The following is a 23249-nucleotide window of genomic DNA, read 5'->3' as shown; positions in this document are numbered from 1 at the left end:
GCGCCGGACTACAACGTCGCGCGGTGTGGGAGCGGACCTCGCAGTCCCGGCATCTGCGCGACATGCGTCGGGCTTCCGGGTGTGGGCGGTCGAGAGCCTCAACGCCTCAAGGGTGGGGGAGCGGTGTCGCGTCTCGGGTGTCGAGTATGGCTGTCATCACTGCGATTTCATTGCTCTGGTCACGGATCATCCCGCGTGCGATGCGGCGGATCGGTTCGGATGCAACTGCGTGGGTGGCTGCCTCGGCCATGTCGACTCCCCCCTGATGGTGCCGAATCATGAGCTGCAGAAACAGTGTCTCGGCATCTGCTCCGCGCAGGCCGGCGAGCCGGGTGATCTCGCTGGTACTCGCTGCCCCCGGCATGGGTGCGCCGCCGTGGTCAGTCATGGCGTGATCCGATCCGTGCATCCACTGCATCGGTTGCGGTGTGGTGAACGGTTCGTCGAAGAGGGTGAGCCAACCGCGCATCGTCGCGATCTCGGAGGTCTGTGCGACGACGATCTGATCGGCGATGACCCGGGTCTGCGGATCGACGTCCTGCGACAGCGTCTGGGCGATCAGCACGGCCTGCTCGTGGTGCACCGACATGTCCTGTGCGAAGCCGATGTCCGCTGATGACAGTTGCACCGTGTCGGGGTTGGTGTCGCGTTCCGATTCGAACCCCATTCCGGCGGCGACCCCGGCGACGCCAAGCACGGTGGCGCACAGCAACAGGACGAGGGGACCGCGGAACGACGAAGACTTGGTGTCACTGACCATAAGTCGAAGCCTGATTCGCCGGTGGTTGATAAACGGTGTCGTCCAGTTGCAACGCCATGAAGCCGTTGTCGCTGCACGAGGTCCAGATCTGGTTGCCGTGGAACTCCGGAGGTGAGAAGCACCAGTCCGCCGACAGGTCGCCGAACGCCACCATTCCGGCGCGCGGGCCGAACGCGACCCGCGGATCCGTCTTGCCCTCGAAGACGGCGCGGGCGAGCGGAACGAAGTTGAAGAGTGAGACACCGATCAGCGAGGACAATGCGTGTGGAGAGTTGGTGAGCTGAACGTTCTTGCCGGTCTGTGCCGGCGGGTTGTAGTAGGCGATCTCACTGATGCGGTTCAGATCGCGGATATCGAACACGCGGATCCCGGACGATTCCCAGGAGCACGCGAGTGCGGTCGGGTCGGCTGGACGGTCGACCACGCAGTAGTGCGGATCGTAGGAGAACACCGAGCCGCCTTGCGACGACCGAAGGTTCGCGGCGGTATTGGCCGGAAGTTGGATCTCGAGCTTGATCTTCTGCACGATCTCGGCGTGCGCCGGGTCGGCGACATCGAAGACCTTGATTCCACCGCCGCCGGTTTCGTCGACGGTGAAGATGTAAGGCTTGTCCCCATAGGTGACCGGGATGCTGTGTTGATTGAAGAAGCCGTCGGTCCACAGGTAGGTGGCGATCTGCGGGACGGTGGGATATGGGTCGCCCCGTTGCACCGCGCTGATGTCGAGGACTGTGATCCCACCGAGATTCGACAGGTACATCCGGTTCCCGTCGGGGGTGATGCCGAAGCCGTGCCCGCCGAGTCCGTGTAATCCCTGCCAGATGATCCGCGGCTCGGCGGGGTTACTGATGTCGATGGCGGTGAGGAAACCCGGTGCGGGGCCGGACACCCAGTAGGTGTTGCCGTCCGGCGAGAAGCCGCCCTCATGGGAGATGAACGGCAGCGGCATCGTGACGTCGCTACCGGCACCACGGTTGAGCAATCGGGGGTGGGCGCAGTCGGAAATGTCGTAGACGGAGAAATAGCCGGTGCCGGCAGCGATCGGCACCGCCGTGGCCGCGAGCAACTTGCGTGCCTTGTTGACCTTCAGACTTTCCCAGGTTCCGCCCAGCATCGCGGGTTCGTTCAGGGTCGTGGACAACACCGGCTGCGCAGGGTTCGACACGTCGAGCACCTGTACGCCCGGAGTTGTGGGGTTGAGCAGGTTCCCGGGGAAGAACGTGCTGGTGTAGGAGCAGTGGTCGTAGGTCACCGACAGCAGGCCACCACCGCGATCCTGTAAGCCTCCGACCAGCGACATATTGCATCGATAGCCCTGGGTGCTTCGGCCGTTGTTTCGGTCCTCGGCTGGAACGTCGCCCTGAATGCCCGTTTCGGGCAGCGAGCCGGGGCCGCAGTTCGCCCTCGGAACGGCCGTCGAGCCGATGTCGTCGAAGAAGAACGTCTCGGCTGACGCGACGGCAGGCACGGGGCTCGTCGCGACCCCGAGGACAACCGATACCGCCAGGGCCGCGGTCGCCACACCTCGCCGGGCACTTCCTGGCCGCGTCCGCGCGATCCGCATCGAGATCTCCCCCTGCAGTGTGGTCTCAATCACGGGAAGGCTAGCAACGCGTACTCGAGTTCACATACAAATCGGCCAACTCCGCAGAACTGCCGGACGGCACGTGAAAGGTATGGCGAGATTCGACGCGTCGGTCGGATCCCTACACTGTCACTCGTGCGAATCGCGACCTTCAACGTCAACGGGATCCGCGCAGCGCAGCGGCGCGGCTTCGAGGACTGGCTGGGCGACCGCGGCCCCGATGTGGTCGCGCTTCAGGAGGTGCGGGCTCGTGCCGAGTCCATCCCGCCGGGGGTGTTCGGCGACTACCACCTCACGTACGACGAGGGGGACGTCGCGGGCCGCAACGGTGTCGCGGTCCTGACCCGGCAGGCGCCGGTCGCAGTTCGGACGTGGAGCGGTACGGCGCTGATGCGGGCGCCAGGTGAAATGCACACCGACAGCGTCGAACTGGATCCGGAGCCGTTGGCCCGGGGGCTGGGAGAGTTCGCGAACCAGGGTCGGTACGTCGAGGTCGACCTCGCCGAGGCGCCGATCACCGTGGCATCGATGTACCTGCCGAAGGGTGGCCTTCCGGCCCACCTCCAGAAGCCCGGGCGGATGCGGGAAGCGCCCGACGGCGGCGCCCGGTACGACCGCAAGATGCGCTTCCTCTCCGCGTTCGCGCGACAGCTGACCCGGTCGCGGCGCACGGCGCGCGCACGCGGCAGGGAGCTTCTGCTGATGGGTGACCTCAACATCGCGCACACCCGTTCCGACGTACGGAACTGGCGGCGTAGCAACCAGGCCGAGGGGTTTCTGCCGGAGGAGCGCGAGTGGTTCGACTCCATCCTGTCGCCGCGCACCCTCGTCGACGTCGTCCGGCGACAGCATCCGGGCGTCGAGGGTCCGTACTCGTGGTGGTCGTGGCTGGGGCAGTCATTCGTGAACGACATCGGCTGGCGCATCGATTACCACCTCGCGACGCCGCAATTGGCACGAGCGGCGGTCACGGCCGGCACCGACCGTGATCCGGCGGCCGACCGCCGGATGAGCGATCACGCTCCGGTCGTCGTGGACTACGACTTCTGAGCGGTCCGGACGCCTGTGCGGCGTGGACTACGACTTCTGAGCGGTCCGGACGCCTGTGCGGCGTGGACAGCCCGAGGCTCAGGTGGTCAGTTTCATGGACAGGAAGGCCAAGGTCGCCCCGAACTCCCGGATCTCGCTGGGCTGATCCGGCCGGCATGCCCATTCGATCAGGTCTCGATCGGCCACCAGCTCGGCCGCGCGACGGCGGGACTCTTCGGGGTCGGGCGGTGCTGCCCGGAGCACATCACCCAACCGGCTCAGGGGTTCGACGAGAGGAAGGAGCTCGGAGGGAGGGCGGTTCTGAGGCGTGAAAACCCGCTGAGCACTCTTGATCACCGTCATTGCCGCGAGCCACGAACCCTCCCAAGTACCGTCCTGGTCATTCGGTGGTTGCATAGCGCCAGCGTAGACATCGAGCGTCGAGTGTCGCGGGTGATCGGTCTACGGCTGTGCGACCACGGTGTTCCCGTTGTCGTCGGTGCAGTTGATCGTGTAGCCGATCTCCGCGGATCCCGGGTCTCCCGCGAGGCGGCATTCCCACCCGTCGAAGCTGTACACCGGTTCGTTCTTGTCCGGTGCGGCGAAATACTTCGTGAGCATCGCGTGCGCCTCGTCGCAGCGGAGTGTTCCCTTCACGATGACCACGGTCGCAGGCTTTCCCGTCTCCGGATAGGCAACGGGGCCACACTGATTCGACCCGCGCGCCTGCTGGGGAAGCGGGGCCGCCGTGGGCGCGATCTGTGCCGGGCTCGCGCTGGGGAGGCTCACGGGTATCGGGGTGAACTCGAACTTGTAGCCGCTGGTGGAGATGGTGAACCCCTTGTCCGTTGCATCCTCCCTGCAGGAGACGCCGGAGAACTGCACATTGCATCTGAATCCGTCGATCGCCAGCGTGGTGTCGTAGGGGAGGACCTTGGCGTTGGCGGGAAAGACCGTCTGGTTCCAGTTCTGGAAGCTCGGCTCCTTCCCCGCCTCGACCGCGATGAGGTTCGCCTCGGCCGGCGGGCCTCCGTCCGGCGAGGCGATCTGCGGAGCCCCCGGGACTCCCAATGGCCCCGCAGTGGGATGAGACGCACATCCGGCAACATTCCTGGTGGGAATGATCGCGCACTGCCATTTCCCTGACGGTGTGACGAACCCGTAGGCATCGGTTTCCGGGTCGCTGGAGGCGTACACCTTCGCATCGACACCGTTGACGGGTGCCTCCGCGGCCGGCGCCTCGTCGGAGGCACTCGGCGCGGCCGATTCGGTGCCCTCGGTCGACGATGCGTCCTGGGTGCAGGCCGCAAGAAACAGGGTCGACGCACCGGCGATCGATGCCAGTGCCACCGCGGGCCGAAGTCGAATCCTGGTCATGAACCACACCCCTTTCTCTTCAGTCTGCTGGACCGATCGGATGAGATGTTCCCACGAATGCCGGTGTACCGCGTGGCATCGATCGATCCGCGCCGAACAACTGCAGGCGACAGGGGCCGAAGGTGTCGAGAAGGTCCACCCAGGTGTCGCATTACCCCACCCTGTGGTGATGGTGCCGAATCCACCGGTGGGAGCGGTGGTTCGTCGACGGAAGCTACGCGTACTACGCCGTCGTGTCCGAGCTTGCGTTCCTCGACACCCACGCATCAGCCCGGCCGATCCACCGTCGTTGAATCTGCTCCTGGTGCGTGACGACCCGAGGGTCTTCGCGGCGCTGCAAGTGATGTTCGGTGCAGTGGGGCTCGCCCTCGGGGTGGTCCTGATCGGCGTGGTGATCGCCCGATGGAGGTCGGGTTCACCGGCCTACCGGGCCGCCGTGGCGCCGCTGCGGATCGCCGCTCTGCGCTACCGCGTCGCCCGAGCCGCAGTGCGTAACCTCGATGATCGAGATCGGCACCGCCCCGCTCGGTGATCGCTTCATCGACGCGGTGCGCGCGGCACTGCGCGACCCGGACCTGGCGTTGTCGTCGTTCTCCCGCGCGGACGACGGATATGTGGACGCGCAAGGGCGTCCCCAGGTTCTGCCACCCAGGAACGATCCCCGCGAGGCGACCGCCCTCATCCGCGACGGCGTCCTGGTGGGGGCGGTGGTGTACGACCGTGCGGTCGCCGACCAGCCGAGGCTGCTGGCGGCCGTGCGGGCCGCCACCACTCTGGCGCTGGACAATCAGCGACTGCAAGGTGAACTGCGAGGCGCAGTTCGCGGAGGTCCGCAGGGCCCGCGCGCAGACCGTCGAGTACCAGGGGTCCCCCACAGTCCGGTGCTAGAATCTTGGGCATTGTCGCAGGTCCAGCAGTTGATGTCCCCGCATCTTCCTGTCGGAGTCGCCCGGCCGAGGAGGCCGTCCCATGGCTGAGTCATCGGTACTACCCGCGGATCTCGGCGGCAGCCCAGATCTCGAACGCATCATCCTCGAGCACGCTTATCGCGGCGCCTATCTACAACTCGCGCTTCGCGGTGTGCTGGTGCTCTTCATTGCGTTGACTCTCGGGTTCGTCCCGCCCATGAACGATGCGGGCGTGTGCGTGGCGGTCCTGATCTGCTACGCACTCTGGTCCGGCGGGCTCGCGCTGTGGACTCGTCGAGGCGGTCCGGGGCCGGTGAACGCGATGTGGCTCGCACTGTTCGTCGACCTTGCGGTACTCGGCTGCCTCACCCTGTTGACTGGTATTGCAGCACAACAGAGTTGGACCGCAGACATCCTGAGCAACGGTTTGTTCGTGATCCCGCTACTGGCCTCCACGCAGCTGCGCCCAGGTGTCTGCGCGTCTGTGGTCGTGCCTACGGTCTTGGTATTCCTGGCCGCCAGCTGGGCCACGATGGCTTCGAACGAAGAACCCTGGACCTCCATCCTGCTCAGCACGATGGCCCTCGCCGTCCTCGGTGCAGGCGCCGTCGTGCTCAGCAGAATTCAACGCTCCAGAGTGCTGACCATCGGTCACCTGGTGCGCGACCGCACCGCCCTGCTCGCAGAGCTGATGGGTCTCGAACAACGCGAACGACGTGCGTTGTCCGAGCAACTCCACGACGGGGCGCTTCAATTCGTCCTGGCCGCGAAAATGGACCTCGACGACCTCACCGGCAGTGCCGACCCGGAGGCGGTGGATCGCATCACCCACGCACTCACCGAATCCGCGACCCTGCTCAGGGCGACCGTCTCGGAGCTGCATCCCACTGTGCTCGATCGTGTCGGTCTCGCTCGCGCTCTCGGCGACATCACCCGATCCGCCCAGGCACGTGGCGGTTTCGACGTGGAGCTTCTGACCTCGGAATGGGTCGACGATCTTCGCACCACGGCTGATGATGTGCTGTTCAGTGCGGCACGCGAATTGCTCAGCAACGTGGTGAAACACGCGCACGCCCGTACCGTCCGGGTCGAGCTGGCGCGGTGGGGTGAGCATGCGGTCCTCGATGTCACCGACGACGGGTGCGGCATCTCCCGTGAGGCGATCGACCGAAGCCTCAGCAGAGGCCACATCGGACTGACATCGCACGAACTCCGTGTCGTCGCGGCCGGAGGCAGCTTCTCCGTCCACCCCGGACCTCGATCCGGGACGGTTGCGCACATCGAAATGCCGTTCGAGATCGTGACAGCACCCGATGCCCTCACGACCTCGGCGCTCTAGCAGAGCCGGGCTTCGCTTTCACGATCAGTCGGATGTGACAGCGGACGGACTGGCTTCGAGGAGGGCCGTGACACAGGTGGGGCCGAGACCGATCTCCGGCCACCCCGCCGAGATCATGATGTCGTGCGGCCGTGTACACGTACCGAGCCAATAATTCGGCTCCGTGCGGTACGCGGGCACCCCACCCCAGTTCAGCGGCGAACCGGATCGCGGCAGGTAGGGGTCGGCTTCGCCCGCCACGGACCCCAGCTGCAGCAGGACCGACAGATACGACCACTGGGTGTCGGGATCGGTGGGATCGGACAGCGATCGTGTCTCGTGATGCGCACGTTCGGCGGCGCACCCGGTCGCAGTCAGCGCGAGTCGGACATGGATTCCGGACGAGAAGGCGACGATTCCGAGCAAGTCGAGGGTGATGTGAGTTTTGGACGCGAGGATGGTGGGACCGTGCACTGCGGTCCCACTCGCTGCCGGCGGCGCGAATGCCGGCCAACGCGCTCTGCGCATGCCCACGATCGTGCACCTACACCGAGGCAGAATCAACGTGCCACGCCCGCACCGCCGCGGCGGTGCCGACGCCGCTTATCGTGGAGGAGGTCACAGGCGGGTGTGGGAGGAAGGTTCGCAGGGGAGGGAGCACCCATGGAGGCTCTGCCGGATTCGGGGATGTTGCTCGCGGTCCTCGAACACACTCCGGCCTTGGTGTTCGTGTCCGAATTCGTGTCCGGGCGAATCGTGTATGTCAATCCCGCCGGTGTCGGTCTGCTCGGATTAGGGGATGCCGTGCACGCGTACGCGCGGACGACGGCGGAGCTGTTCACCGATGTCGGCCTCGTGCAGGCCCGTGAGGTGGAGTCGGCGCTGGTCGAGCGGGGGGAGTGGAACGGGCTGACGGAATTCCGCCATTTCGTGACGGGCGAGCCGATCCCGATGCTGATCTCGACATTCGTGCTGCAGCACACGCGCACCGGGCCGTCGCTGATCGCCTCGATTGCGCAGGATCGCCGCGGCGCAGAAGAGGACGAACAACGCTTGCACCGCGCTCTGGCGGAGTCCGCGTACCGGGCCCGCGAGCAGCAGGCGATCGCAGACTTGAGCCAACTCGCGGTCGGCGGGGACCTCGACGAGCTCCTCGCGGCGGCCGGTGCGGCCGCCGCACTGATGGGTGTGCAGTGCTCGTCGATCGCGCAGATGTCCGACGACGGCGAACTCGCCGTGCTGGCCTATCGGGGACCCGAGCCCTCGCCGACGACGTTCGCCCCGGGAAGGGGCTCACAACCCGGGTATGCCACCGCCAGCGGGGCAGTGATCGTGTGCGCCGATCGGGTCCACGAGACCCGGTTCTCCACTGTCGGGATGACCAGGCGCGGGCTGCATAGTGGGGTGTGCGTTCCGATCGGCGCCGAAGCGGTGTGGGGAGTGCTGACCGCGCACAGTCGTCGTCCCCGCGAATACACCGACCGTGATCTGACCTTCCTGCGCTCGGTGACGGCGGTGCTGTCCGCCGCGATCCGCCGCATCGAGGCCGAAGCCGCATTGGTGTACCAGAGCTTGCACGATCCGCTGACCGGGTTACCGAACCGGGCATTGGCCCGACGCCGGCTCGACGACGCCCTGGACGCCGCGCCGCGCGGTGGCACGCGCGTTGCGCTGTTGTTGGTCGATCTCGACGACTTCAAGATCGTCAACGACAGCCTCGGCCATGCCGGCGGCGACGACGCGTTGGTCGTTCTCGCCAGGCATCTGCGGTCGGCGGTGCGTCCGGGCGATACCGTTGCCCGCCTCGGCGGTGACGAATTCGTGGTGGTGTGTGAGCACGTCGCGGGCGCAGCAGAAGCGGTGGCGATTGCTGCCCGGATCACCGGAAGCGTCGCCGACCTGAACCGGGCAGGATCTCTCGACTGGCCGATCAGTGCGAGTATCGGTGTCGCACTCTCCGATCCGGAGTGCACCCGTGAAGAACTCGTCCGCCGGGCAGACTCGGCGATGTATCGGGCGAAGGCTGCGGGGGCGGGCAGTTACGCGTTCTACGGCGGCCCCTTCTAGGACTGCCGCAGAACCCGATTTGTGCGCTGTCGCCGACGTGACATGAAGTCGTGACTGCCGATAGGCACCCTAGGGCGGGGAAATTGTCATCTTGACGCGGACCTCGACCCGTCGAATACTTTCTGGACAGGGCGGATCCCGTCGACATCCGACGAAATGACACCGCGCTTCGCCCTTGTGACAGAAAGATATTCGCAGTCGTCGACTGCTGGTAACCGCATCGGCGTGTCGGTTGGACCTGCATCAGAGGTGAATGCGATGTACCCGAGTGTGCACGTCGGCACGAAGCCTGCCCTACTCGGCGGGCCCAACCGCGACATCGTCGTGGATGTCGAAAGGAACTGAGGCGCCCGATGGCCGATTTCGACCCTGACGCGACCCAGGCGGCGCCGGTCCGTGCGGTGGGCCGCGGGATCGTGGCCGAGTTGGACGCTGCCGGGTTCGCCGGTGCCGAGGAGGTCGGCCGGGGCGGATTCGGTGTCGTCTACCGCTGCCTGCAGCGTTCGCTGGGTCGAATCGTCGCGATCAAGGTGCTGACGTCGGACCTGGACCCCGAGAACCGCGAGCGCTTCCTGCGGGAGGGGTACGCGATGGGTGGGCTCTCCGGCCACCCGAACATCGTCAACATACTGCAGGTCGGCGTGACCGACACCGGTCGCCCGTACATCGTCATGCACTATCACCCGCGCGATTCACTGGCGGTCCAGATACGCCGGGAAGGTCCGCTGCCGTGGCCGGAGGCGATCAGCATCGGGGTGAAGTTGGCGGGAGCCCTGGAGACGGCGCACCGGACCGGCACGCTGCATCGCGACATCAAACCCGCGAACATCCTTCTCACCGACTACGGCGAGCCGCAGCTCACCGATTTCGGCATCGCACACATCGCCGGCGGGTACGAAACGGCCACCGGCGGGTTTACCGGGTCACTGGCGTTCACCGCGCCGGAGGTGCTCAACGGGGAGTCGCCGACGGCGAGATCCGACGTCTACGGACTGGGCGCGACGATCTTCTCGCTGATCGCGGGGAGGGCGGCGTTCGAGCGGAAGACCGGTGAGGAACTCGTGGCGCAGTTCGTGAGGATCAGCAGCCAGCCGGTGCCGGACCTGCGCGCCCAAGGCATCCCGGACGGCGTGTGCACTGTGATCGAGAGGGCGATGGCGACGAATCCCGCTGCTCGGCCGGCGTCCGCCGAGGAGTTCGGACACGAACTCCAAGCCGCTCAGCGACACATCGGTTTGCGTTCGGACGCGATGGCGCTTGCACCCCTGGAGACCGCGCAGACGACCGAGACACACCGGTCGGAGTCCGGTGCCGATGGATACCGCCGAATCCGGTACGAAGGTCCGGACAGCGGCCGGCGTCTGTGGGTCGAACCGACCCAGCAACTCCAACCTGATCCTCATCCCTCGGGACCGCCGCTCTGGCCGCCGACGGGCCCGCCGCCCTGGCCACCGGCCGGAGGTCCGGGCAGCATCGGAGAATCCCGCAAAGGTCGGCGCGCGGTCCTGACCGCGCTCGCACTGGTCGTCGCGCTGGTGCTGGCCGGCGGCGGGTACCTCGTGCTTCGAGAAACCACCGGACCCGGCACCGCAGGACCGACCGTTCAGGACGCCGGCGCGTCTCCTTCCGTCGACCCGACCGCGGCGTGGCGACCGGTCGCGGATGCCCGTGTTGCCCGCCAGCAGACGGCAACGACGGTCGCGGACGGGACGATCTGGGTCTTCGGTGGGTTGGACGACAACGGCGTCTCCACCCAGCAGGAGGGCTACGACCCGGCCATCGACACCTGGAAGGCCGGCCCCGACCTTCCGGTCCCGCTCAATCATGCGATGGCTGTCACCTACAACGACGAGCCCGTACTGATCGGCGGCTGGAAGGCGGAAGGTCAAAACCTGACCGCGGTCGACTCCGATCGGGTGATGGCCATGCGCGACGGTCGGTGGGTGGACCTGCCGCCGCTGAACGCACCGCGGGCGGCCGGTGCCGCGGCCGTGGTCGGCGACAAGATCGTGGTCGCGGGCGGACAGGCGAACGGCCAACTGGTGGCGACGGCCGAGGTGTTCGACGGAACGAAGTGGACGACCGTCGCGCCTGTCCCCACACCACGGGAGCATCTGGCCGGGGTGTCGGACGGCACGTACTTCTATGCCATCGGTGGGCGGGATCTGGCGTCGGACCAGAACACCGCCGCGGTCGAACGATTCGATCCCGCTGCGGGAACCTGGACGACGTTGCCCGCCATGCCCACTCCTCGCGGCGGCCTCGGTGCGGCGTTCATCGACGGCCGCATCGTCGCGGTCGGTGGTGAAGAACCGACTCGGGTGCTGTCGACGGTCGAGGCCTACGACGTGGTCGCGGGAACGTGGTCGCAATTGCCGGCTCTGCGCACACCGCGGCACGGGATGGCGGTCGGCGCGGTCGGCGACACGGTGTATGCCGTCGGCGGCGGTATCAAACCGACACACGCCGAATCGACCGCTGTGTCCGAGGCCTTGCAACTCGCGCCACGCAAGACTCAATGGGCGCCGGCGTGGCGTCCGCTGAAGGATGCGCCGATCGCCCGTCAGCAGACGGCGACGGCGGTCGCGGACGGCACGATCTGGGTGCTCGGTGGCCTCGACAATGCGGGGTCGACCCCGAAGGTCGAGGGGAACGACCCTGCCATCGACACCTGGAAGGCGGGTCCCGACCTTCCGGTCCCCCTCAATCACGCGATGGCCGTCGAGTACGGGGGCGAGTTGGTGATCCTCGGAGGCTGGGTGCCGAAAGGTCCGAACCTCACCGGGACGACGTCGGACCGGGTGCTCGCGCTTCGGAATGGCAAGTGGGTGGATCTGGCGCCGATGAACGAGCCGCGGGCGGCTGGTGCCGCAGCCGTGGTGGGCGACAGGATCGTGGTCGCCGGGGGACAGGCGGACGGCGAACTGGTGGCGACGACCGAAGTGTTCGACGGCACGAAGTGGACGACCGTCTCGGACATCCCCACACCACGGGAACACCTGGCCGCGGTGTCGGACGGTACGTACTTCTATGCTATCGGCGGGCGGGATCTGGCGTCGGACCAGAACACCGCCGCGGTCGAACGCTACGACCCCGCCGCGGACACGTGGACGACGTTGCCCGCCATGCCCACTCCTCGCGGCGGGCTCGGCGCTGCGTTCATCGACGGCCGCATCGTCGCGGTCGGTGGCGAACAACCGACCAAGGTGCTGTCGACGGTCGAGGCCTACGACGTGGCCTCGGGGACCTGGTCACCGTTGCCGCCCATGCCCACCGGGGCTCACGGGATGTCCGTCGCGACGGTCGGTCACACCGTCTACGCCATCGGCGGTGCACTACGGCCCACCCACGCGGAGTCCACCGCGACTGCACAGGCACTGGATTTCTGGTGAGTGCCGGTATCGACGGGTCGTTCCACCAGCGGTCATGCACACTGAAGGTCCTCTGTCCGTGTAGTTCTGCTCAGTCGAGGGGGACTAGACTTGTCGTTGGAGGGGCGAGTTTCGCACGAGATGCGGGCCGGGTAGGAAGTGGTTCGTGATGAAGGTGACGGCGAAGGCCACCCGTTGTGGCGGCTGGTGGGTGGTGGAGGTCCCGGGAGTCGAGGCGGCTCTCGCCCGAGCACGGCGGCTCGATCAGATTTCTGCGATCGTGGCGGATGCCGTGCATCTGGTCGAGGATGTGCCGGTCGAGGACGTCGAGGTGCTCCTCGATTACGAGATCGGGGATTCGGCTGCGCTCATGGAGGCCAGAGCGGCCCACCTGCAGGTCGAGTCCGCCGCCCACGCGCAGGAATGTGCAGCGCGGGCCTCGCGGGCCGCGGTGGCGCATCTGCGCCGATCGGGTCTCTCGGTGCGTGACATCGGTGTCATCCTCGAGCTGAGTCCGCAACGGGTCTCTCAGCTCGACCGAGCCGGCGCTCGTGCCTGAAGACAGCGCGAGCGACGGGTGCATTCTCTGAGTCGTGATGTCGGTCTCCGCGCATGTTCCTGGTACTCGTGCTGTCGCTGAGGATTTCGATGTCCGACACCATCAGGATGTTCCTCGCCGGCGACGTGATGACCGGTAGGGGAGTCGACCAGATCCTCCCCTTTCCCGGCGACCCGGAGCTGCGGGAGCGTTGCGTCCGCGACGCACGCGAGTACGTGGCGTTGGCGGAGAAGCGAAATGGTTCGATCCCCCGCCCCGTCGGGTTCGGGTGGCCGTGGGGTGAGGCGTTGCGCGTCCTCGACGCGGTGGAGCCGGACGTTCGCATCGTCAATCTCGAAACGTCCGTCACCGCGTGTGCCCGCTTCGCGTCCAAAGGAATCAACTACAGAATGCATCCGTCGAACGTGGGGGTGCTCACCGCTGCGCGGATCGACGTCTGCGTACTGGCGAACAATCACCTGCTCGACTTCGGTCCCGATGGGCTCGTGGAGACCCTCGATGTGCTGGCCCGCAACGGCGTGCGGACCGTCGGAGCGGGGCGCACCGTGGCGCAGGCGTGGTGTCCCGTGGTCGTGGCGGCCGGGCCGGGGCGTCGGCTGCTGATCTGGGCAGCAGGTATGTCGTCGAGCGGGATGTCGCCGCACGGGGCCGCCCGCCGGGGCCGGCCTGGTGTCGCGTACCTCTCGGAACCCACCTGCGCCGAGGCGGACCGTGTGCTCGACCGGACGCGGCTGGTACGGCGGAACACGGACGTGGTGGTGGTCTCTGTGCACTGGGGTTCGAACTGGGGATACGACGTGCCGGATGCGCATGTCGAGTTCGCGCATCGGCTCGTCGACGGTGGCGTCGACGTGGTCTTCGGGCACTCGTCTCATCACCCGCGGCCGGTCGAGATCTACCGAGGCCATCCGATCTTGTACGGCTGCGGCGACCTGATCAACGACTACGAGGGCATCGGGGGACACGAACGCTTCCGCGACGATCTGCGTCTGCTCTACCTGGTGACCCTCGACGCGCCCACCCACGAACTGCGCGAGCTGCGAATGGTTCCGATGAAATCCCGGCAGATGCGACTGCAACGCGCGTCGACAGGTGACACCGAATGGCTGCGGCGGGTCCTCGACGGGATCAGTCGCGGCTTCGGCACCCGCATCGATGCCGGCGACGACGTCCTCGTCGCCCGCGCGAGGCACGCGAACTGGTAAGTGGCGGGTGTGTACGCAGCGGGGTGCGCTGCGCACATCGTTGAGCGGATCCCACCAAGGTTTCGTCTGAAGGGCACTGCCCCTAGATTGGACGTATGGAGGGCACGGCACAGTCCTCGATACCGCTCGGAGACGTCCTGAATTCGAGGCGCAGGCGGACCTTCGTCGGGCGCCGGGTCGAGCGCGAATTGGTTCGGGCCGGACTGGAGTCGGCCGATCCGCAGTTGTCCGTGCTGTTCCTGCACGGCCCCGGAGGGATCGGGAAGACCACGTTGCTGGACGAGTTCGCGGAGATCGTGGCGGAAACGGGCGCGTCGGTCGTCCGGCTCGACGGGCGCGATATTCCGCCGTCTCCGTCGGCTGTCCTGGCCGCGTTGGGCGAGGCCGTCGATGTGCCTGACACGGGCGCGATCGCGCGGGCGGGGGAACGACTGTGCATCCTCATCGACACATACGAGGTTCTGACGCCGATCGACGAGTGGGTGCGCACGCAATTGCTACCGCGACTACCGGCAACGGCGCTCACCGTGATCGCGGCCCGGACACCGCCCAGCTGCGAATGGCGTTCCGACGCGGCGTGGTCCGAGTTGTTGCGGGTCGTGTCCCTCCGAAATCTCACTCCGCAGGAGAGCAGAGAGTTTCTCCGGGCAGTGGCGGTGCCGCCACCGCTGCACGAACGAATCTGCCGGGCCACGCACGGCCATCCGCTGGCGCTGGCGCTCTTGGCCGACGTGGCATCCCGCGGCGGCGAGGTGTCGGCCGATCCGTTGACCCCCGACCTCATGGCGGAGCTGATGCAGCGGTTCATCGCGGTGGTGCCGAGCCCCGCGCATCGGCGGGCACTCGAGGTGTGCGCCCTCGCGCGGGTGACCTCCGAGGCACTGCTGCGCGACGCCCTCGGGCTCGAGGACGCGCACGCGATGTTCGTGTGGCTGCGGCAGTTGTCGTTCGTCGACGCAGGCCCGGAGGGCCTGGCCCCGCACGATATGGCCCGCGACGTCATCGACGCGGACCTGCGGTGGCGCGACCTCGACGCTTACACCGACGTCTTCCACCGCGTGTGCCGGCACATTCGCCGCTCGCTTCTGTCGTGTACCGGGCGCGAACAGCAGCGCGTGATCTTCGACCTGAAGTTCGTGTTTCGCAATCTGCCCGGGATCCTGTCCCCGGTGGAGTGGGAATCGTGGGGTCGGCACTACCCGGAACCCGCTTCCCCGGCGGATCGCGAAACGATCGTCGAGTTCACCCGACTCCACGAGGGTGCGGAGGCGGCGGCCATAGCGGCCGCCTGGTACGAATGCCAGCCCGATGGGTTCTACATCGTGCGCCGTCCCGACGGTGCGCCCCGCGGGTTCTTCGGTCTCATCGATCTGAGCCTCGCGTCCGCGGAAGATCTGGCGTCGGATCCGGGTGCTGCGGCGGCCTGGAAGTTCGCCTGCGGCCACTCACCTCCGCGAACGGGGGAGACCGTCACCCAGACCCGGTTCGTCGTCGACCTCGACACCTATCAGGACCCGTCGCCCACGATGAACGCCATTCCGATCATCACCATGCAGCGGTACCTGTGCACACCGAGCCTGTCCTGGGACTTCCTCACACTTGCCGAACCGGATCGGTGGAACGAGTACTTCGCGGTCGCCGACCTTCCGCGCGCCGAGGGCGCCGATTTCGAGGTGGGCGTCCGAAGGTACGGGCTGTTCGCACACGACTTCCGTCGTGTCCCGGTCGACGCGTGGCTCGAGCGGGTCACCGAGCGCGCATTGTCCGAGAGTCCTTCCGCACCTCCGCGTCCGACGCCGGACCTGCTGGTACTTTCTCAACCCGAGTTCGAGCAGGCGGTCCGGCAGGCTTTGCACGACTGGCACCGCCCCGACCTGCTCCGACGAAACCCGCTGATGCGCACCCGGGTCGTGTGCGACCGCAGCGATGGGGAGCCGGGCGTTGCCGAACTCGACAGCGTGCTCCGCGACGCGGTGGATTCGCTCGCCGACAACCCACGCGACGACAGACTGCTGCACGCGGTCGACCGGACGTACCTGCGCCCGGCCGGAACCCAGGAGGCCGCCGCCCGGGTGCTCGGAGTGCCGTTCAGCACGTATCGGCGCCACCTCACACAGGGTGTCGCGCGGATCGTCTCGTGGTTATGGGACCGGGACGTCTACGGATACCCGCAGTGAACACGAATGAGCAGTATTCGGACTGGTGATCGAGCACCGATTGCTTGCATTCTCCTCGTATGCAATCGAGGAGGCTCCCATGACAATTCAGATCGGACACCGAGCGGTCGTGCTCGGTGCCGGCATAGCCGGCTTACTTGCGGCCCGCGTACTGTCCGAAGCGTATTCACAGGTGATCGTGGTCGATCACGACCACCTCCCGGGCACAGCCGAGCCGCGCCGCTGCGTACCGCAGGGCCGCCACACCCACGTGCTGATCGAACGAGGCCAGCAGATCTTGGAGGAGCTGTTCCCGGGCTTCACCGACGACCTGGTCGCGCTGGGGGTGCCGACCTTGGACAACCTGCGTGACGTGCGGTGGTGCCTGAGTGGGCACCGATTTCCGCAGCCGGTGAGCGGAATGACCGTCGTGAGCGCCAGCCGGCCATTCTTGGAGGGCTACGTGCGTGCCCGGGTGAGCGAACTCGAAGGGGTCACCATCATGGACCGCTGCGATGCCGCGGGCATCACCACGACACCCGACCGCCTTCGCGTCACCGGAGCCCGTGTTCTCCGGCGGGCCGACGGCAGTACCGAGGAGATCCTCGACGCCGACCTGGTGGTGGACGCGACCGGACGGGGCTCGCGTGCCCCAATGTGGTTGGCGGATCTCGGCTTCGGACGCCCGGACGAGGACAGGGTGCACGTCGGCCTCGGCTACGCTACCCGCATCTACCGTGCCCCGGCGCCGGGGTTGGGCGACGACCGAGGGATCGTGATCGGTCCGACACCCGATTCTCCGCGAGGGGGCGCGCTACAGCTGCTCGAGGGAAACCGCTTCCTGGTGACGCTGATGGGGATGCTCGGCGATTATCCGCCAACCGATCCGTTCGGCTACCTCGACTTTGCCAGGTCGCTGCGGATCCCCGACCTCTTCGAGGTGATCCGCGACGCAGAACCGCTCGAGCGAGCCCGGACCTTCCGGTTTCCGGCGAGTGTCCGCAGACGGTATGAACGACTGTCGATCCTCCCAGCAGGCTTCCTCGTGACGGGGGACAGCCTGTGCAGCTTCAACCCGATCTATGCGCAGGGGATGACCGTGGCGGCGCTCGAGGCGCTCACACTGCATCGTCACCTGCAGCGAGGCACCGAGCCACACGCACGCGGCTTCTTTCGCGATGTCGCGAAGGTGATCGACGTTCCGTGGGAGATGTCGGTCGGGGGGGACTTGGCTTTCCCGGAAGTGATGGGAAACCGCAGCCCGAAGATGCGGATCGGCAATGCCTACATCACGCGCCTGCACGAAGCCGCCGAGCACGATCCCGTGCTCGCTACCGCCTTCATCCGCGTCGCCGCCCTGATCGATCGTCCCGAGCGGCTGATGAGCCCAGGGACCCTACTGCGAGTCCTGCGTCAGAACGTGTGGCACCCAGACCCGGGCGGCGCCCGACTCGAAATCTGACGCCGCCGAAGAGCGGAACAAGGTCACCGATCAGCGTCGACGCCGCTGCGAATCCAGTGCTGGATCCGCCAGATCGCGTTGTACAGATTCCACGGTGCGACGTCGTAGGTGTCCCACGGCTGACCGACGTGTGCGGTCCATTCGGGAATCCGGCCACAACAGATCCGGTGATCGAATACGTGAAAGAGGGTATTGCAGAATGCAGTACGCATCAGGTTTCTCCTGAGTCGGGGCGGCCCCGGACCGGAGCTAGCCTAGGTGCGTTCTGCGCATACGAGCACACTACCCGGCTCCAACGAGACCCTGTGGCCGGCACCGCCTAGAATTTCGGGTGCACAGTTCCGCAGACGCGGCAATTTCGAGCGCGGAGAGTGGCAATGCAAGCTGGAACGCTATTCGGCAAGTACCGGCTGGACCGTCCGCTGACGGTCGATGTGAGCGGCGAGGTGTGGGCGGCGTTCGACACCGTCACGTTCCGTCATGTCGTGGTGCGGGCACTGCCGCCGGACGCAACCGAGGACGACGAATTCTGCGATCGGTTCGAACGGGAAGCCGGCATCGCGGCCCACATCCGGAACCCGCACGTGGTACCGATCCACGACTTCGGGCAGATCGGCAACCGACTCTTTCTCGCAACGCCGCCGACCCAGGGCACGAACCTGCGGACGCTCCTTCAGTCCACCGGACCGATGGACGTATCGCGCGCGGTCGGCGTCGTCGAGCAGCTGGCGTCGGCGCTGGAGGCAGTGCGCGCGGCCGGGCTGGTCGAGCAGGAAGTGTCGTCGGCGAACGTCGTCGTGCAGGACGGGGGACTGATCCAGCTCACCGACGTCGGGCTCCCCGTGATTCTCGGCGCCGCGTCGGGCGTCTACGGCCTGACCTGTGTGTTGTACGAGTGCCTCACCGGCGAGGTGTTCCCGACATCGGAGATCCCGACGCCGCCTGTCGGGATGGCCGCCGTCATCGCACGCGGAACGGCGGTCGACCCCGCGCGGCGCTATCGGTCGGCGGGCGAGTTGGCCGCTGCCGCTCGCGTCGCGGTGCCACCGCAACAGCCTGCCGCCGATCCCACTCCCGCGACCCCGCCGATCGCCCGGAACCGCCGTCTCGTGGCCGCGGGACTTGCGCTCGCCGCGATCATCGCTGCCGCGATTGTCGGTGGCGTGATCATCGGGTCGGGAGCGTCATCGCCACAGGTCGCCGTCCCTACGCCGTCGTCGAGCGCGGCCGGGCCGGCATCGCCGTCGTCGTCACCGACCGCCACGGCGAATCCGACCGCTGCCGAGCAGGTGCCGCCGGTGCAAGCACCGTCACCGACTCAGGCGCCGGTGGCGGAGGCTCCCATTCAGGAGGAGGTCGCACCGGCACCGGCACCGGCACCGCAATCACCACCGCTAGTGCCGACACCTGCACCGCCTCCGGGAGCGTCCGCTCCGCAGGTGCTGCCGTGCTACCCGGGTTACGAGCACACCCCGCCCCCGGACGGGCCGTGTCTCCCGCCCGGCTCGCCACCGGCGAATGCGCCGGCACCGGCACCTGCGCCCGCGCCTGCCCCGGAGGTGCTGCCGTGCTACCCGGGTTACGAGCACACCCCGCCCCCGGACGGGCCGTGCTGGGCTCCCGCGGGCCCGTGAAGTCTCACCGACAGTTGTCGGTGGCGATCCAGGTGTCGTAGACCTCGCTGACAGCTGCAGCGATCGCGCGGCCGTGCACTGTCCGCGCGGGTCGGGACTGTTCGATCTGGATTCCGCCGGCGGCGTCGATGGTGAGGCGGTTGACCAGGTTGGATGGGGATTCACCGCTATGTCGTTCTCCGGGTTCGGCGAGCCGAACACAGATTCCGCTTCCGTCGAGTGCCTTCGCGATCGCGTCCCGGACGTCCGACTTGCGAGGCGCGGGCGCGAGGCCGCCGATGAGGACGTCGTTTCCTCGGTAGCCGTGAAACGACAGCGCCCACTGGAATCGTCTCGCGGACAGGGAGCGGAGAAGCGGAAAGCTGTGCACGCTGAGATCGCTCGAGGAAATGTGCCAAGCCCGATATGCGTTGCCCACCGGTCGCCAGCCTTTACACGCCCACAGCGTCGAATCGCACGATCCGAGCGAAGCGACGACCTGTTCAGCCTGCTGATCCGTTCGGGTTTCGATGGCGCCACCGTGCGGTGCCAGGACCACGAGACGGTGATGTCGCCCGTCGTCTTCGAGCCGCTCGATGAACTCACCCTCTTTTTCGGCCTCTTCCTCGGTCATCGCCGTGGCGATGCACCGAGGGTCGAGAATCACCGTCTGTCCCGGCTCCGCGCCGAGCCGACGACAGCCCCCCTCCGTTATCCGGATGGTGTCGTCTTCCGTATCGTCGTCTGGGATCAGTGTGAACAGCGCGGTCGTTCCCCTATGGTTCACACGAGCTTGCTGACGCGGCTGGGCTCCGATCCCGGTCAGCATCCGCGGGTGAATCCCGATACGTTCGTCGGCGGATGCGCTGGTAGAGCCATCGTGACGGACTGCGAGGCGTAACGTCATCGAAACCTGCTGAAACGGACGCTGTTCGAACACGTTCTCAGGTTAGGCGAGAATCAGTTGCGGGTGCGGTCGAAACAGGCAACCGCCACCGATCTCGACGTGCGAGTCCTGTGACTCGATGAGCCCCCTTGTCGGCAGTCCTCGCGCGGCGAAGACTCGAATCCATGGGTAATAAGGCAGTGGTCAGTCTCACCACCGGTCTCGAGGACGCCGAGAAGGTGACGGTTGCGTTTCTGGTCGCGGTCGGTGCGGCAGAACAATAGCGCGAGACACCGATGTTTCTCACGAAGGAAGCGGTACGGCTCGCGCTCGACGGCACGATTCAGGGCGTGGCCTGCGAAGGTTGTCCGCCGCTTCCCGATCTGGCGGCACGATTCGAGACCGCGGGCGGCATCTACATGGTGTGTCCGATCTGCTTCGAGGCCAAGCACCTCGACAAGGACGCACTGGTATCCAATGCCGAACTCGCCGGGACGGTGCCGATGTGGAAGTGGATCGGCGACGAAGGGGTGGTCACCTTCAGCTACTGACCGGCGGAACGAGCCGGGGGCCGGGGTCCGGTTACACTGCGCGCGAATGTAATCGAGTCGATCCGATCATGGATCACGGAACACAGGACCGGGAGTGACCGACCGCTACGTACTCGTCGACACCGACACCGGCGTCGACGATGCCCTCGCCATGCTCACCATCGCGCAGCACTCCGGAACCGAGATCATCGGTGTGGGAACAGTGTTCGGGAACTGCACCGAACAGCAGGCCGCGCGGAACGCCCTCACCGTTCTGTCCGTCGCCGGCCTACGCGATGTTCCGGTGTGCATCGGACAACCACGTCCCGGGCCACCACCTGCCACCAGTTCCCCACACGGACTCGACGGACTCGGTGACCGCGGATACCGGCCACGACCCGGCGTGGGCCCGGCGCCCGAGTCCGCCGTCGATCAACTGCTGCGCGTCGCCGCGGACCGGCCCGGTGCGGTGGACCTGCTGTGCCTGGGTCCGCTGGCCAACATCGCCGCCGCCGTCACGCGCGAGCCACGTGTCCTGACCCGCTACCGTTCGGTGACCATCATGGGCGGGATGGGACCCGCCTCTCGTAGAGACGTCGAGGCCGCAGTACAACCACAGTTTCTCGAGAAAGGTGACACCAACACCAATCATGATCCAGTCGCGGCGACGGTGGTTTCTGCAGCGCCTGGAAAGATTACGTGGGTGGGAATGAATGTCACCGGCCGACTTCGATTGGCCTGGGCCGATCTCGTTGCTCGTTCGGAGGTGGGAAAGACGGCGACCTTCGTCCGTGACATCACCGAGGACTATCACCGCTACTGCACCAGCACATATCGTGCCGAGGATCCGATCTACACCGCACACGATTCCGTCGCAGCCGCTGTGATGCTCGACCCCCCGGTCGTGCTGTCCGCCACCGACGCCCGACCCCGGGTGATCCACGAGGACGGCCGCGCCGCCGTGTGGGGCGTCACTCCAGTACGGGGGCCGGCACACCGATTCGTGACCGACCTCGATTACCGTTCGATCAGGACGCGGATCGCCGCCACGCTCGAAGCTGATATCCCCCGACCGGGCACCGTCTAGCAGTGCCCGCTCGTCACCGGTCGGTATTCGACACGGCGTCGACGCCCCTCATGCGGAGGCGCCGAGCAGATGCAGTTCCTCCGCCACGATCAGATCGACCTCTTCACTGGTCAGGCCGGACAACAAATGTGCCGCCAACATCGCTCTCACCTCCTCATGTGCTCCTACTGATACGTCGAATCGGCGATCGCGATATCGACACACGGAGCACATTTTCGGGTAGGTAATTTTCGGCTTCGACCGCAGGATCCCAGTCGCGTGCGAAGTGGTGTGGAAACGTTCGCTGAAGCGACTATTTACCGTCGACCGGAAATGCATCCGCACCCGGTGCGGACGGATCGAACGGTGGCGGGTCGGCCGGATCGAATCCACCCCGCACCGTCGAGCAAGTTGCCCCCGGTTCCGGGTAGGTGTTCGGGTTCTGTCGCAAGGCCGTGAGGAAGTCGGAGATGCGGCGATCGTGGACGTCGTCGAGTTTCAGTTGGTGACCCCACGACTGCAGGGACACCGTCGAATCGAGACCGGGGTACGGCGACATCAGGGTGTACGGTGCGCCGTCGACGTTCTCTGCCAGCGCCGCGATGTCGTCGTCGTCCAGCCGGTCCGGGTCGTAGGTGACCCACACGGCGCCGTGTTCGAGGGAGTGGACGGCGTTCTCGCTGCGGATGGCTTCGGGATAGACAATGCCGGTGCACGTTGCCCAGTACTGGTCGTGGGCGCCGCCGAACGGTGGACTCTGGTCGTAGGCCACTCGTTGCGGTGCCTGCACATGGGCGGCGGGCGGATAGTCGACGGTGACGATCCCTTCGATTCCCAGTGACGGGTCAGGATTGTCCGCGTTCGGCGAGAACCCGTGGGCTTCGCGGCCCTCGTCGGCTCCGGAGGTCAACGCGTAGGCGACGACAGCGACCGCTCCCACGACGACCACCACGGCGGCGAGCAGCAGCCAGGGCAGGCGCCGCCGCAGTCCTGGGGACAGTCGAGATTTCGGGTCCACGCTGCGGTCGTTCGTCATTGCCGATCCTTCGTCTCACCGGGCGCCCTGACCGCGCATCCCCATCTGTGAAGCATGGTAGTAGAAGGTGAGGTAACGCCCGGTTCCTCGACGGTTCTGCGTCGCCGCTCTGCACGGCGGTCAGGATCTCGGTGCTCCGTTTCGATCTGCTGCAGATTGGAGGAAGCCTGTGCTTCCTCTGGTGAGCCGCGCTGCGAAGCGTGCTGTGCCATTCGTTGTGTAGCGCCAGGCTTACCGACGGATCGGCGTCGAAGGCCATGACCAGCAGAGAAGGGCTACGGCGGTCGTGTCGAAGGGTGGATTCATCGGCACTGCAACCGA

At 66.7% G+C, this 23249-nt stretch carries 20 protein-coding genes and 1 pseudogene; 13 read left to right on the top strand and 8 right to left on the bottom strand.

Going from position 1 to position 23249, the window contains the following annotated elements; all coding sequences use genetic code 11:
• Positions 1 to 106 precede the first annotated feature (106 nt).
• The gene (locus tag G9373_RS12605) at positions 107 to 760 is read right to left on the bottom strand and encodes a DUF305 domain-containing protein (protein WP_054245827.1); all 654 of its coding nucleotides are present in this window, start codon (positions 758 to 760) and stop codon (positions 107 to 109) included.
• Complete coding sequence (locus G9373_RS12600) at positions 750 to 2324, bottom strand: hypothetical protein (protein ID WP_133986700.1); 1575 nt, start codon at positions 2322 to 2324, stop codon at positions 750 to 752. Before G9373_RS12600 ends, G9373_RS12605 begins: the two co-directional genes overlap by 11 nt.
• A 156-nt stretch (positions 2325 to 2480) precedes the next feature.
• Here G9373_RS12600 and G9373_RS12595 point away from each other — a divergent pair, with 156 nt between their 5' ends.
• On the top strand, positions 2481 to 3395 hold the full coding sequence (locus tag G9373_RS12595) for an exodeoxyribonuclease III (RefSeq protein WP_005571759.1): 915 nt from the start codon (positions 2481 to 2483) through the stop codon (positions 3393 to 3395).
• A 78-nt stretch (positions 3396 to 3473) separates the two neighbouring features.
• On the opposite strand, the gene G9373_RS12590 is transcribed toward G9373_RS12595, so the two are convergent.
• Together G9373_RS12590 and G9373_RS12585 are read right to left on the bottom strand one after the other, a co-directional pair.
• On the bottom strand, positions 3474 to 3791 hold the full coding sequence (locus tag G9373_RS12590; protein WP_005571758.1) for a hypothetical protein: 318 nt from the start codon (positions 3789 to 3791) through the stop codon (positions 3474 to 3476).
• Between the two features lie 45 nt (positions 3792 to 3836).
• Positions 3837 to 4751, bottom strand: coding sequence for a hypothetical protein (locus G9373_RS12585; protein WP_133983932.1), 915 nt, complete (start codon positions 4749 to 4751; stop codon positions 3837 to 3839).
• A 289-nt stretch (positions 4752 to 5040) separates the two neighbouring features.
• Here G9373_RS12585 and G9373_RS46375 point away from each other — a divergent pair, with 289 nt between their 5' ends.
• The 3 genes from G9373_RS46375 to G9373_RS12575 are packed head-to-tail and all read left to right on the top strand — an operon-like array spanning position 5041 to position 6998.
• A complete protein-coding gene (locus tag G9373_RS46375) occupies positions 5041 to 5283 on the top strand; it encodes a hypothetical protein (RefSeq protein ID WP_240960474.1) in 243 nt (80 codons plus the stop codon).
• Positions 5252 to 5728 (top strand): hypothetical protein, encoded by a 477-nt coding sequence (locus tag G9373_RS46370; protein WP_240482701.1) that lies wholly within the window; start codon positions 5252 to 5254, stop codon positions 5726 to 5728. Before G9373_RS46375 ends, G9373_RS46370 begins: the two co-directional genes overlap by 32 nt.
• Positions 5721 to 6998, top strand: a complete 1278-nt coding sequence (locus G9373_RS12575; RefSeq protein ID WP_054245826.1) for an ATP-binding protein — start codon at positions 5721 to 5723, stop codon at positions 6996 to 6998. Before G9373_RS46370 ends, G9373_RS12575 begins: the two co-directional genes overlap by 8 nt.
• A gap of 24 nt (positions 6999 to 7022) precedes the next feature.
• On the opposite strand, the gene G9373_RS12570 is transcribed toward G9373_RS12575, so the two are convergent.
• Positions 7023 to 7505, bottom strand: a complete 483-nt coding sequence (locus tag G9373_RS12570) for a hypothetical protein (protein WP_169694192.1) — start codon at positions 7503 to 7505, stop codon at positions 7023 to 7025.
• Positions 7506 to 7640: 135 nt separating this feature from the next.
• Here G9373_RS12570 and G9373_RS12565 point away from each other — a divergent pair, with 135 nt between their 5' ends.
• From G9373_RS12565 to G9373_RS12540, 6 genes are all read left to right on the top strand, one after another.
• On the top strand, positions 7641 to 9044 hold the full coding sequence (locus G9373_RS12565; protein WP_133983929.1) for a sensor domain-containing diguanylate cyclase: 1404 nt from the start codon (positions 7641 to 7643) through the stop codon (positions 9042 to 9044).
• A 353-nt stretch (positions 9045 to 9397) separates the two neighbouring features.
• Entirely contained in the window at positions 9398 to 12436 is a 3039-nt protein-coding gene (locus tag G9373_RS12560; protein ID WP_054245823.1) for a serine/threonine-protein kinase, read from the top strand.
• A 148-nt stretch (positions 12437 to 12584) separates the two neighbouring features.
• Positions 12585 to 12974 carry a hypothetical protein gene (locus G9373_RS12555; protein WP_005561626.1) on the top strand — a complete coding sequence of 130 codons (390 nt, stop codon included), beginning with the start codon at positions 12585 to 12587 and terminating at the stop codon, positions 12972 to 12974.
• Between the two features lie 89 nt (positions 12975 to 13063).
• Positions 13064 to 14179, top strand: coding sequence for a CapA family protein (locus tag G9373_RS12550; RefSeq protein ID WP_054245843.1), 1116 nt, complete (start codon positions 13064 to 13066; stop codon positions 14177 to 14179).
• Between the two features lie 95 nt (positions 14180 to 14274).
• Positions 14275 to 16356 carry an ATP-binding protein gene (locus G9373_RS12545; protein WP_054245822.1) on the top strand — a complete coding sequence of 694 codons (2082 nt, stop codon included), beginning with the start codon at positions 14275 to 14277 and terminating at the stop codon, positions 16354 to 16356.
• A 79-nt stretch (positions 16357 to 16435) separates the two neighbouring features.
• Entirely contained in the window at positions 16436 to 17797 is a 1362-nt protein-coding gene (locus G9373_RS12540; protein WP_005561622.1) for a hypothetical protein, read from the top strand.
• A gap of 23 nt (positions 17798 to 17820) precedes the next feature.
• Here G9373_RS12540 and G9373_RS12535 read toward each other — a convergent pair whose 3' ends face one another.
• Complete coding sequence (locus G9373_RS12535; RefSeq protein WP_005561621.1) at positions 17821 to 18009, bottom strand: hypothetical protein; 189 nt, start codon at positions 18007 to 18009, stop codon at positions 17821 to 17823.
• A 165-nt stretch (positions 18010 to 18174) separates the two neighbouring features.
• Here G9373_RS12535 and G9373_RS12530 point away from each other — a divergent pair, with 165 nt between their 5' ends.
• The gene (locus G9373_RS12530; protein ID WP_005253183.1) at positions 18175 to 19431 is read left to right on the top strand and encodes a serine/threonine-protein kinase; all 1257 of its coding nucleotides are present in this window, start codon (positions 18175 to 18177) and stop codon (positions 19429 to 19431) included.
• 4 nt (positions 19432 to 19435) lie between these two features.
• Here G9373_RS12530 and G9373_RS12525 read toward each other — a convergent pair whose 3' ends face one another.
• Complete coding sequence (locus G9373_RS12525; RefSeq protein WP_241769437.1) at positions 19436 to 20077, bottom strand: poly-gamma-glutamate hydrolase family protein; 642 nt, start codon at positions 20075 to 20077, stop codon at positions 19436 to 19438.
• A 404-nt stretch (positions 20078 to 20481) separates the two neighbouring features.
• On the opposite strand from G9373_RS12525, the pseudogene G9373_RS12520 reads away from it, so the two are divergent.
• Positions 20482 to 20847 (top strand): annotated as a pseudogene (locus tag G9373_RS12520) (peroxiredoxin).
• Positions 20848 to 20941: 94 nt separating this feature from the next.
• Complete coding sequence (locus G9373_RS12515) at positions 20942 to 21913, top strand: nucleoside hydrolase (RefSeq protein WP_005253185.1); 972 nt, start codon at positions 20942 to 20944, stop codon at positions 21911 to 21913.
• A gap of 292 nt (positions 21914 to 22205) precedes the next feature.
• On the opposite strand, the gene G9373_RS12510 is transcribed toward G9373_RS12515, so the two are convergent.
• Positions 22206 to 22928, bottom strand: a complete 723-nt coding sequence (locus G9373_RS12510) for a DUF3105 domain-containing protein (RefSeq protein WP_005253186.1) — start codon at positions 22926 to 22928, stop codon at positions 22206 to 22208.
• Positions 22929 to 23249: the final 321 nt, after the last annotated feature.

Source organism: Rhodococcus sp. A14, from assembly GCF_011603105.1.
In the GTDB taxonomy this organism is placed as follows: Bacteria; Actinomycetota; Actinomycetes; order Mycobacteriales; family Mycobacteriaceae; genus Rhodococcus_F; species Rhodococcus_F opacus.
The sequence above is the reverse complement of the archived record's forward strand: the minus strand, read 5'-3'. Positions and strand labels throughout refer to the sequence as shown.

Bases quoted from the DNA above. Each gene is read 5' to 3' on its own strand.
- G9373_RS12605 (WP_054245827.1), bottom strand. From the start codon at position 760: ATGGTCAGTGACACCAAGTCTTCGTCGTTCCGCGGTCCCCTCGTCCTG.
- G9373_RS12600 (WP_133986700.1), bottom strand. From the start codon at position 2,324: ATGCGGATCGCGCGGACGCGGCCAGGAAGTGCCCGGCGAGGTGTGGCG.
- G9373_RS12590 (WP_005571758.1), bottom strand. From the start codon at position 3,791: ATGCAACCACCGAATGACCAGGACGGTACTTGGGAGGGTTCGTGGCTC.
- G9373_RS12585 (WP_133983932.1), bottom strand. From the start codon at position 4,751: ATGACCAGGATTCGACTTCGGCCCGCGGTGGCACTGGCATCGATCGCC.
- G9373_RS46370 (WP_240482701.1), top strand. From the start codon at position 5,252: ATGATCGAGATCGGCACCGCCCCGCTCGGTGATCGCTTCATCGACGCG.
- G9373_RS12575 (WP_054245826.1), top strand. From the start codon at position 5,721: ATGGCTGAGTCATCGGTACTACCCGCGGATCTCGGCGGCAGCCCAGAT.
- G9373_RS12570 (WP_169694192.1), bottom strand. From the start codon at position 7,505: ATGCGCAGAGCGCGTTGGCCGGCATTCGCGCCGCCGGCAGCGAGTGGG.
- G9373_RS12565 (WP_133983929.1), top strand. From the start codon at position 7,641: ATGGAGGCTCTGCCGGATTCGGGGATGTTGCTCGCGGTCCTCGAACAC.
- G9373_RS12560 (WP_054245823.1), top strand. From the start codon at position 9,398: ATGGCCGATTTCGACCCTGACGCGACCCAGGCGGCGCCGGTCCGTGCG.
- G9373_RS12555 (WP_005561626.1), top strand. From the start codon at position 12,585: ATGAAGGTGACGGCGAAGGCCACCCGTTGTGGCGGCTGGTGGGTGGTG.
- G9373_RS12550 (WP_054245843.1), top strand. From the start codon at position 13,064: ATGTCCGACACCATCAGGATGTTCCTCGCCGGCGACGTGATGACCGGT.
- G9373_RS12545 (WP_054245822.1), top strand. From the start codon at position 14,275: ATGGAGGGCACGGCACAGTCCTCGATACCGCTCGGAGACGTCCTGAAT.
- G9373_RS12540 (WP_005561622.1), top strand. From the start codon at position 16,436: ATGACAATTCAGATCGGACACCGAGCGGTCGTGCTCGGTGCCGGCATA.
- G9373_RS12535 (WP_005561621.1), bottom strand. From the start codon at position 18,009: ATGCGTACTGCATTCTGCAATACCCTCTTTCACGTATTCGATCACCGG.
- G9373_RS12530 (WP_005253183.1), top strand. From the start codon at position 18,175: ATGCAAGCTGGAACGCTATTCGGCAAGTACCGGCTGGACCGTCCGCTG.
- G9373_RS12510 (WP_005253186.1), bottom strand. From the start codon at position 22,928: ATGACGAACGACCGCAGCGTGGACCCGAAATCTCGACTGTCCCCAGGA.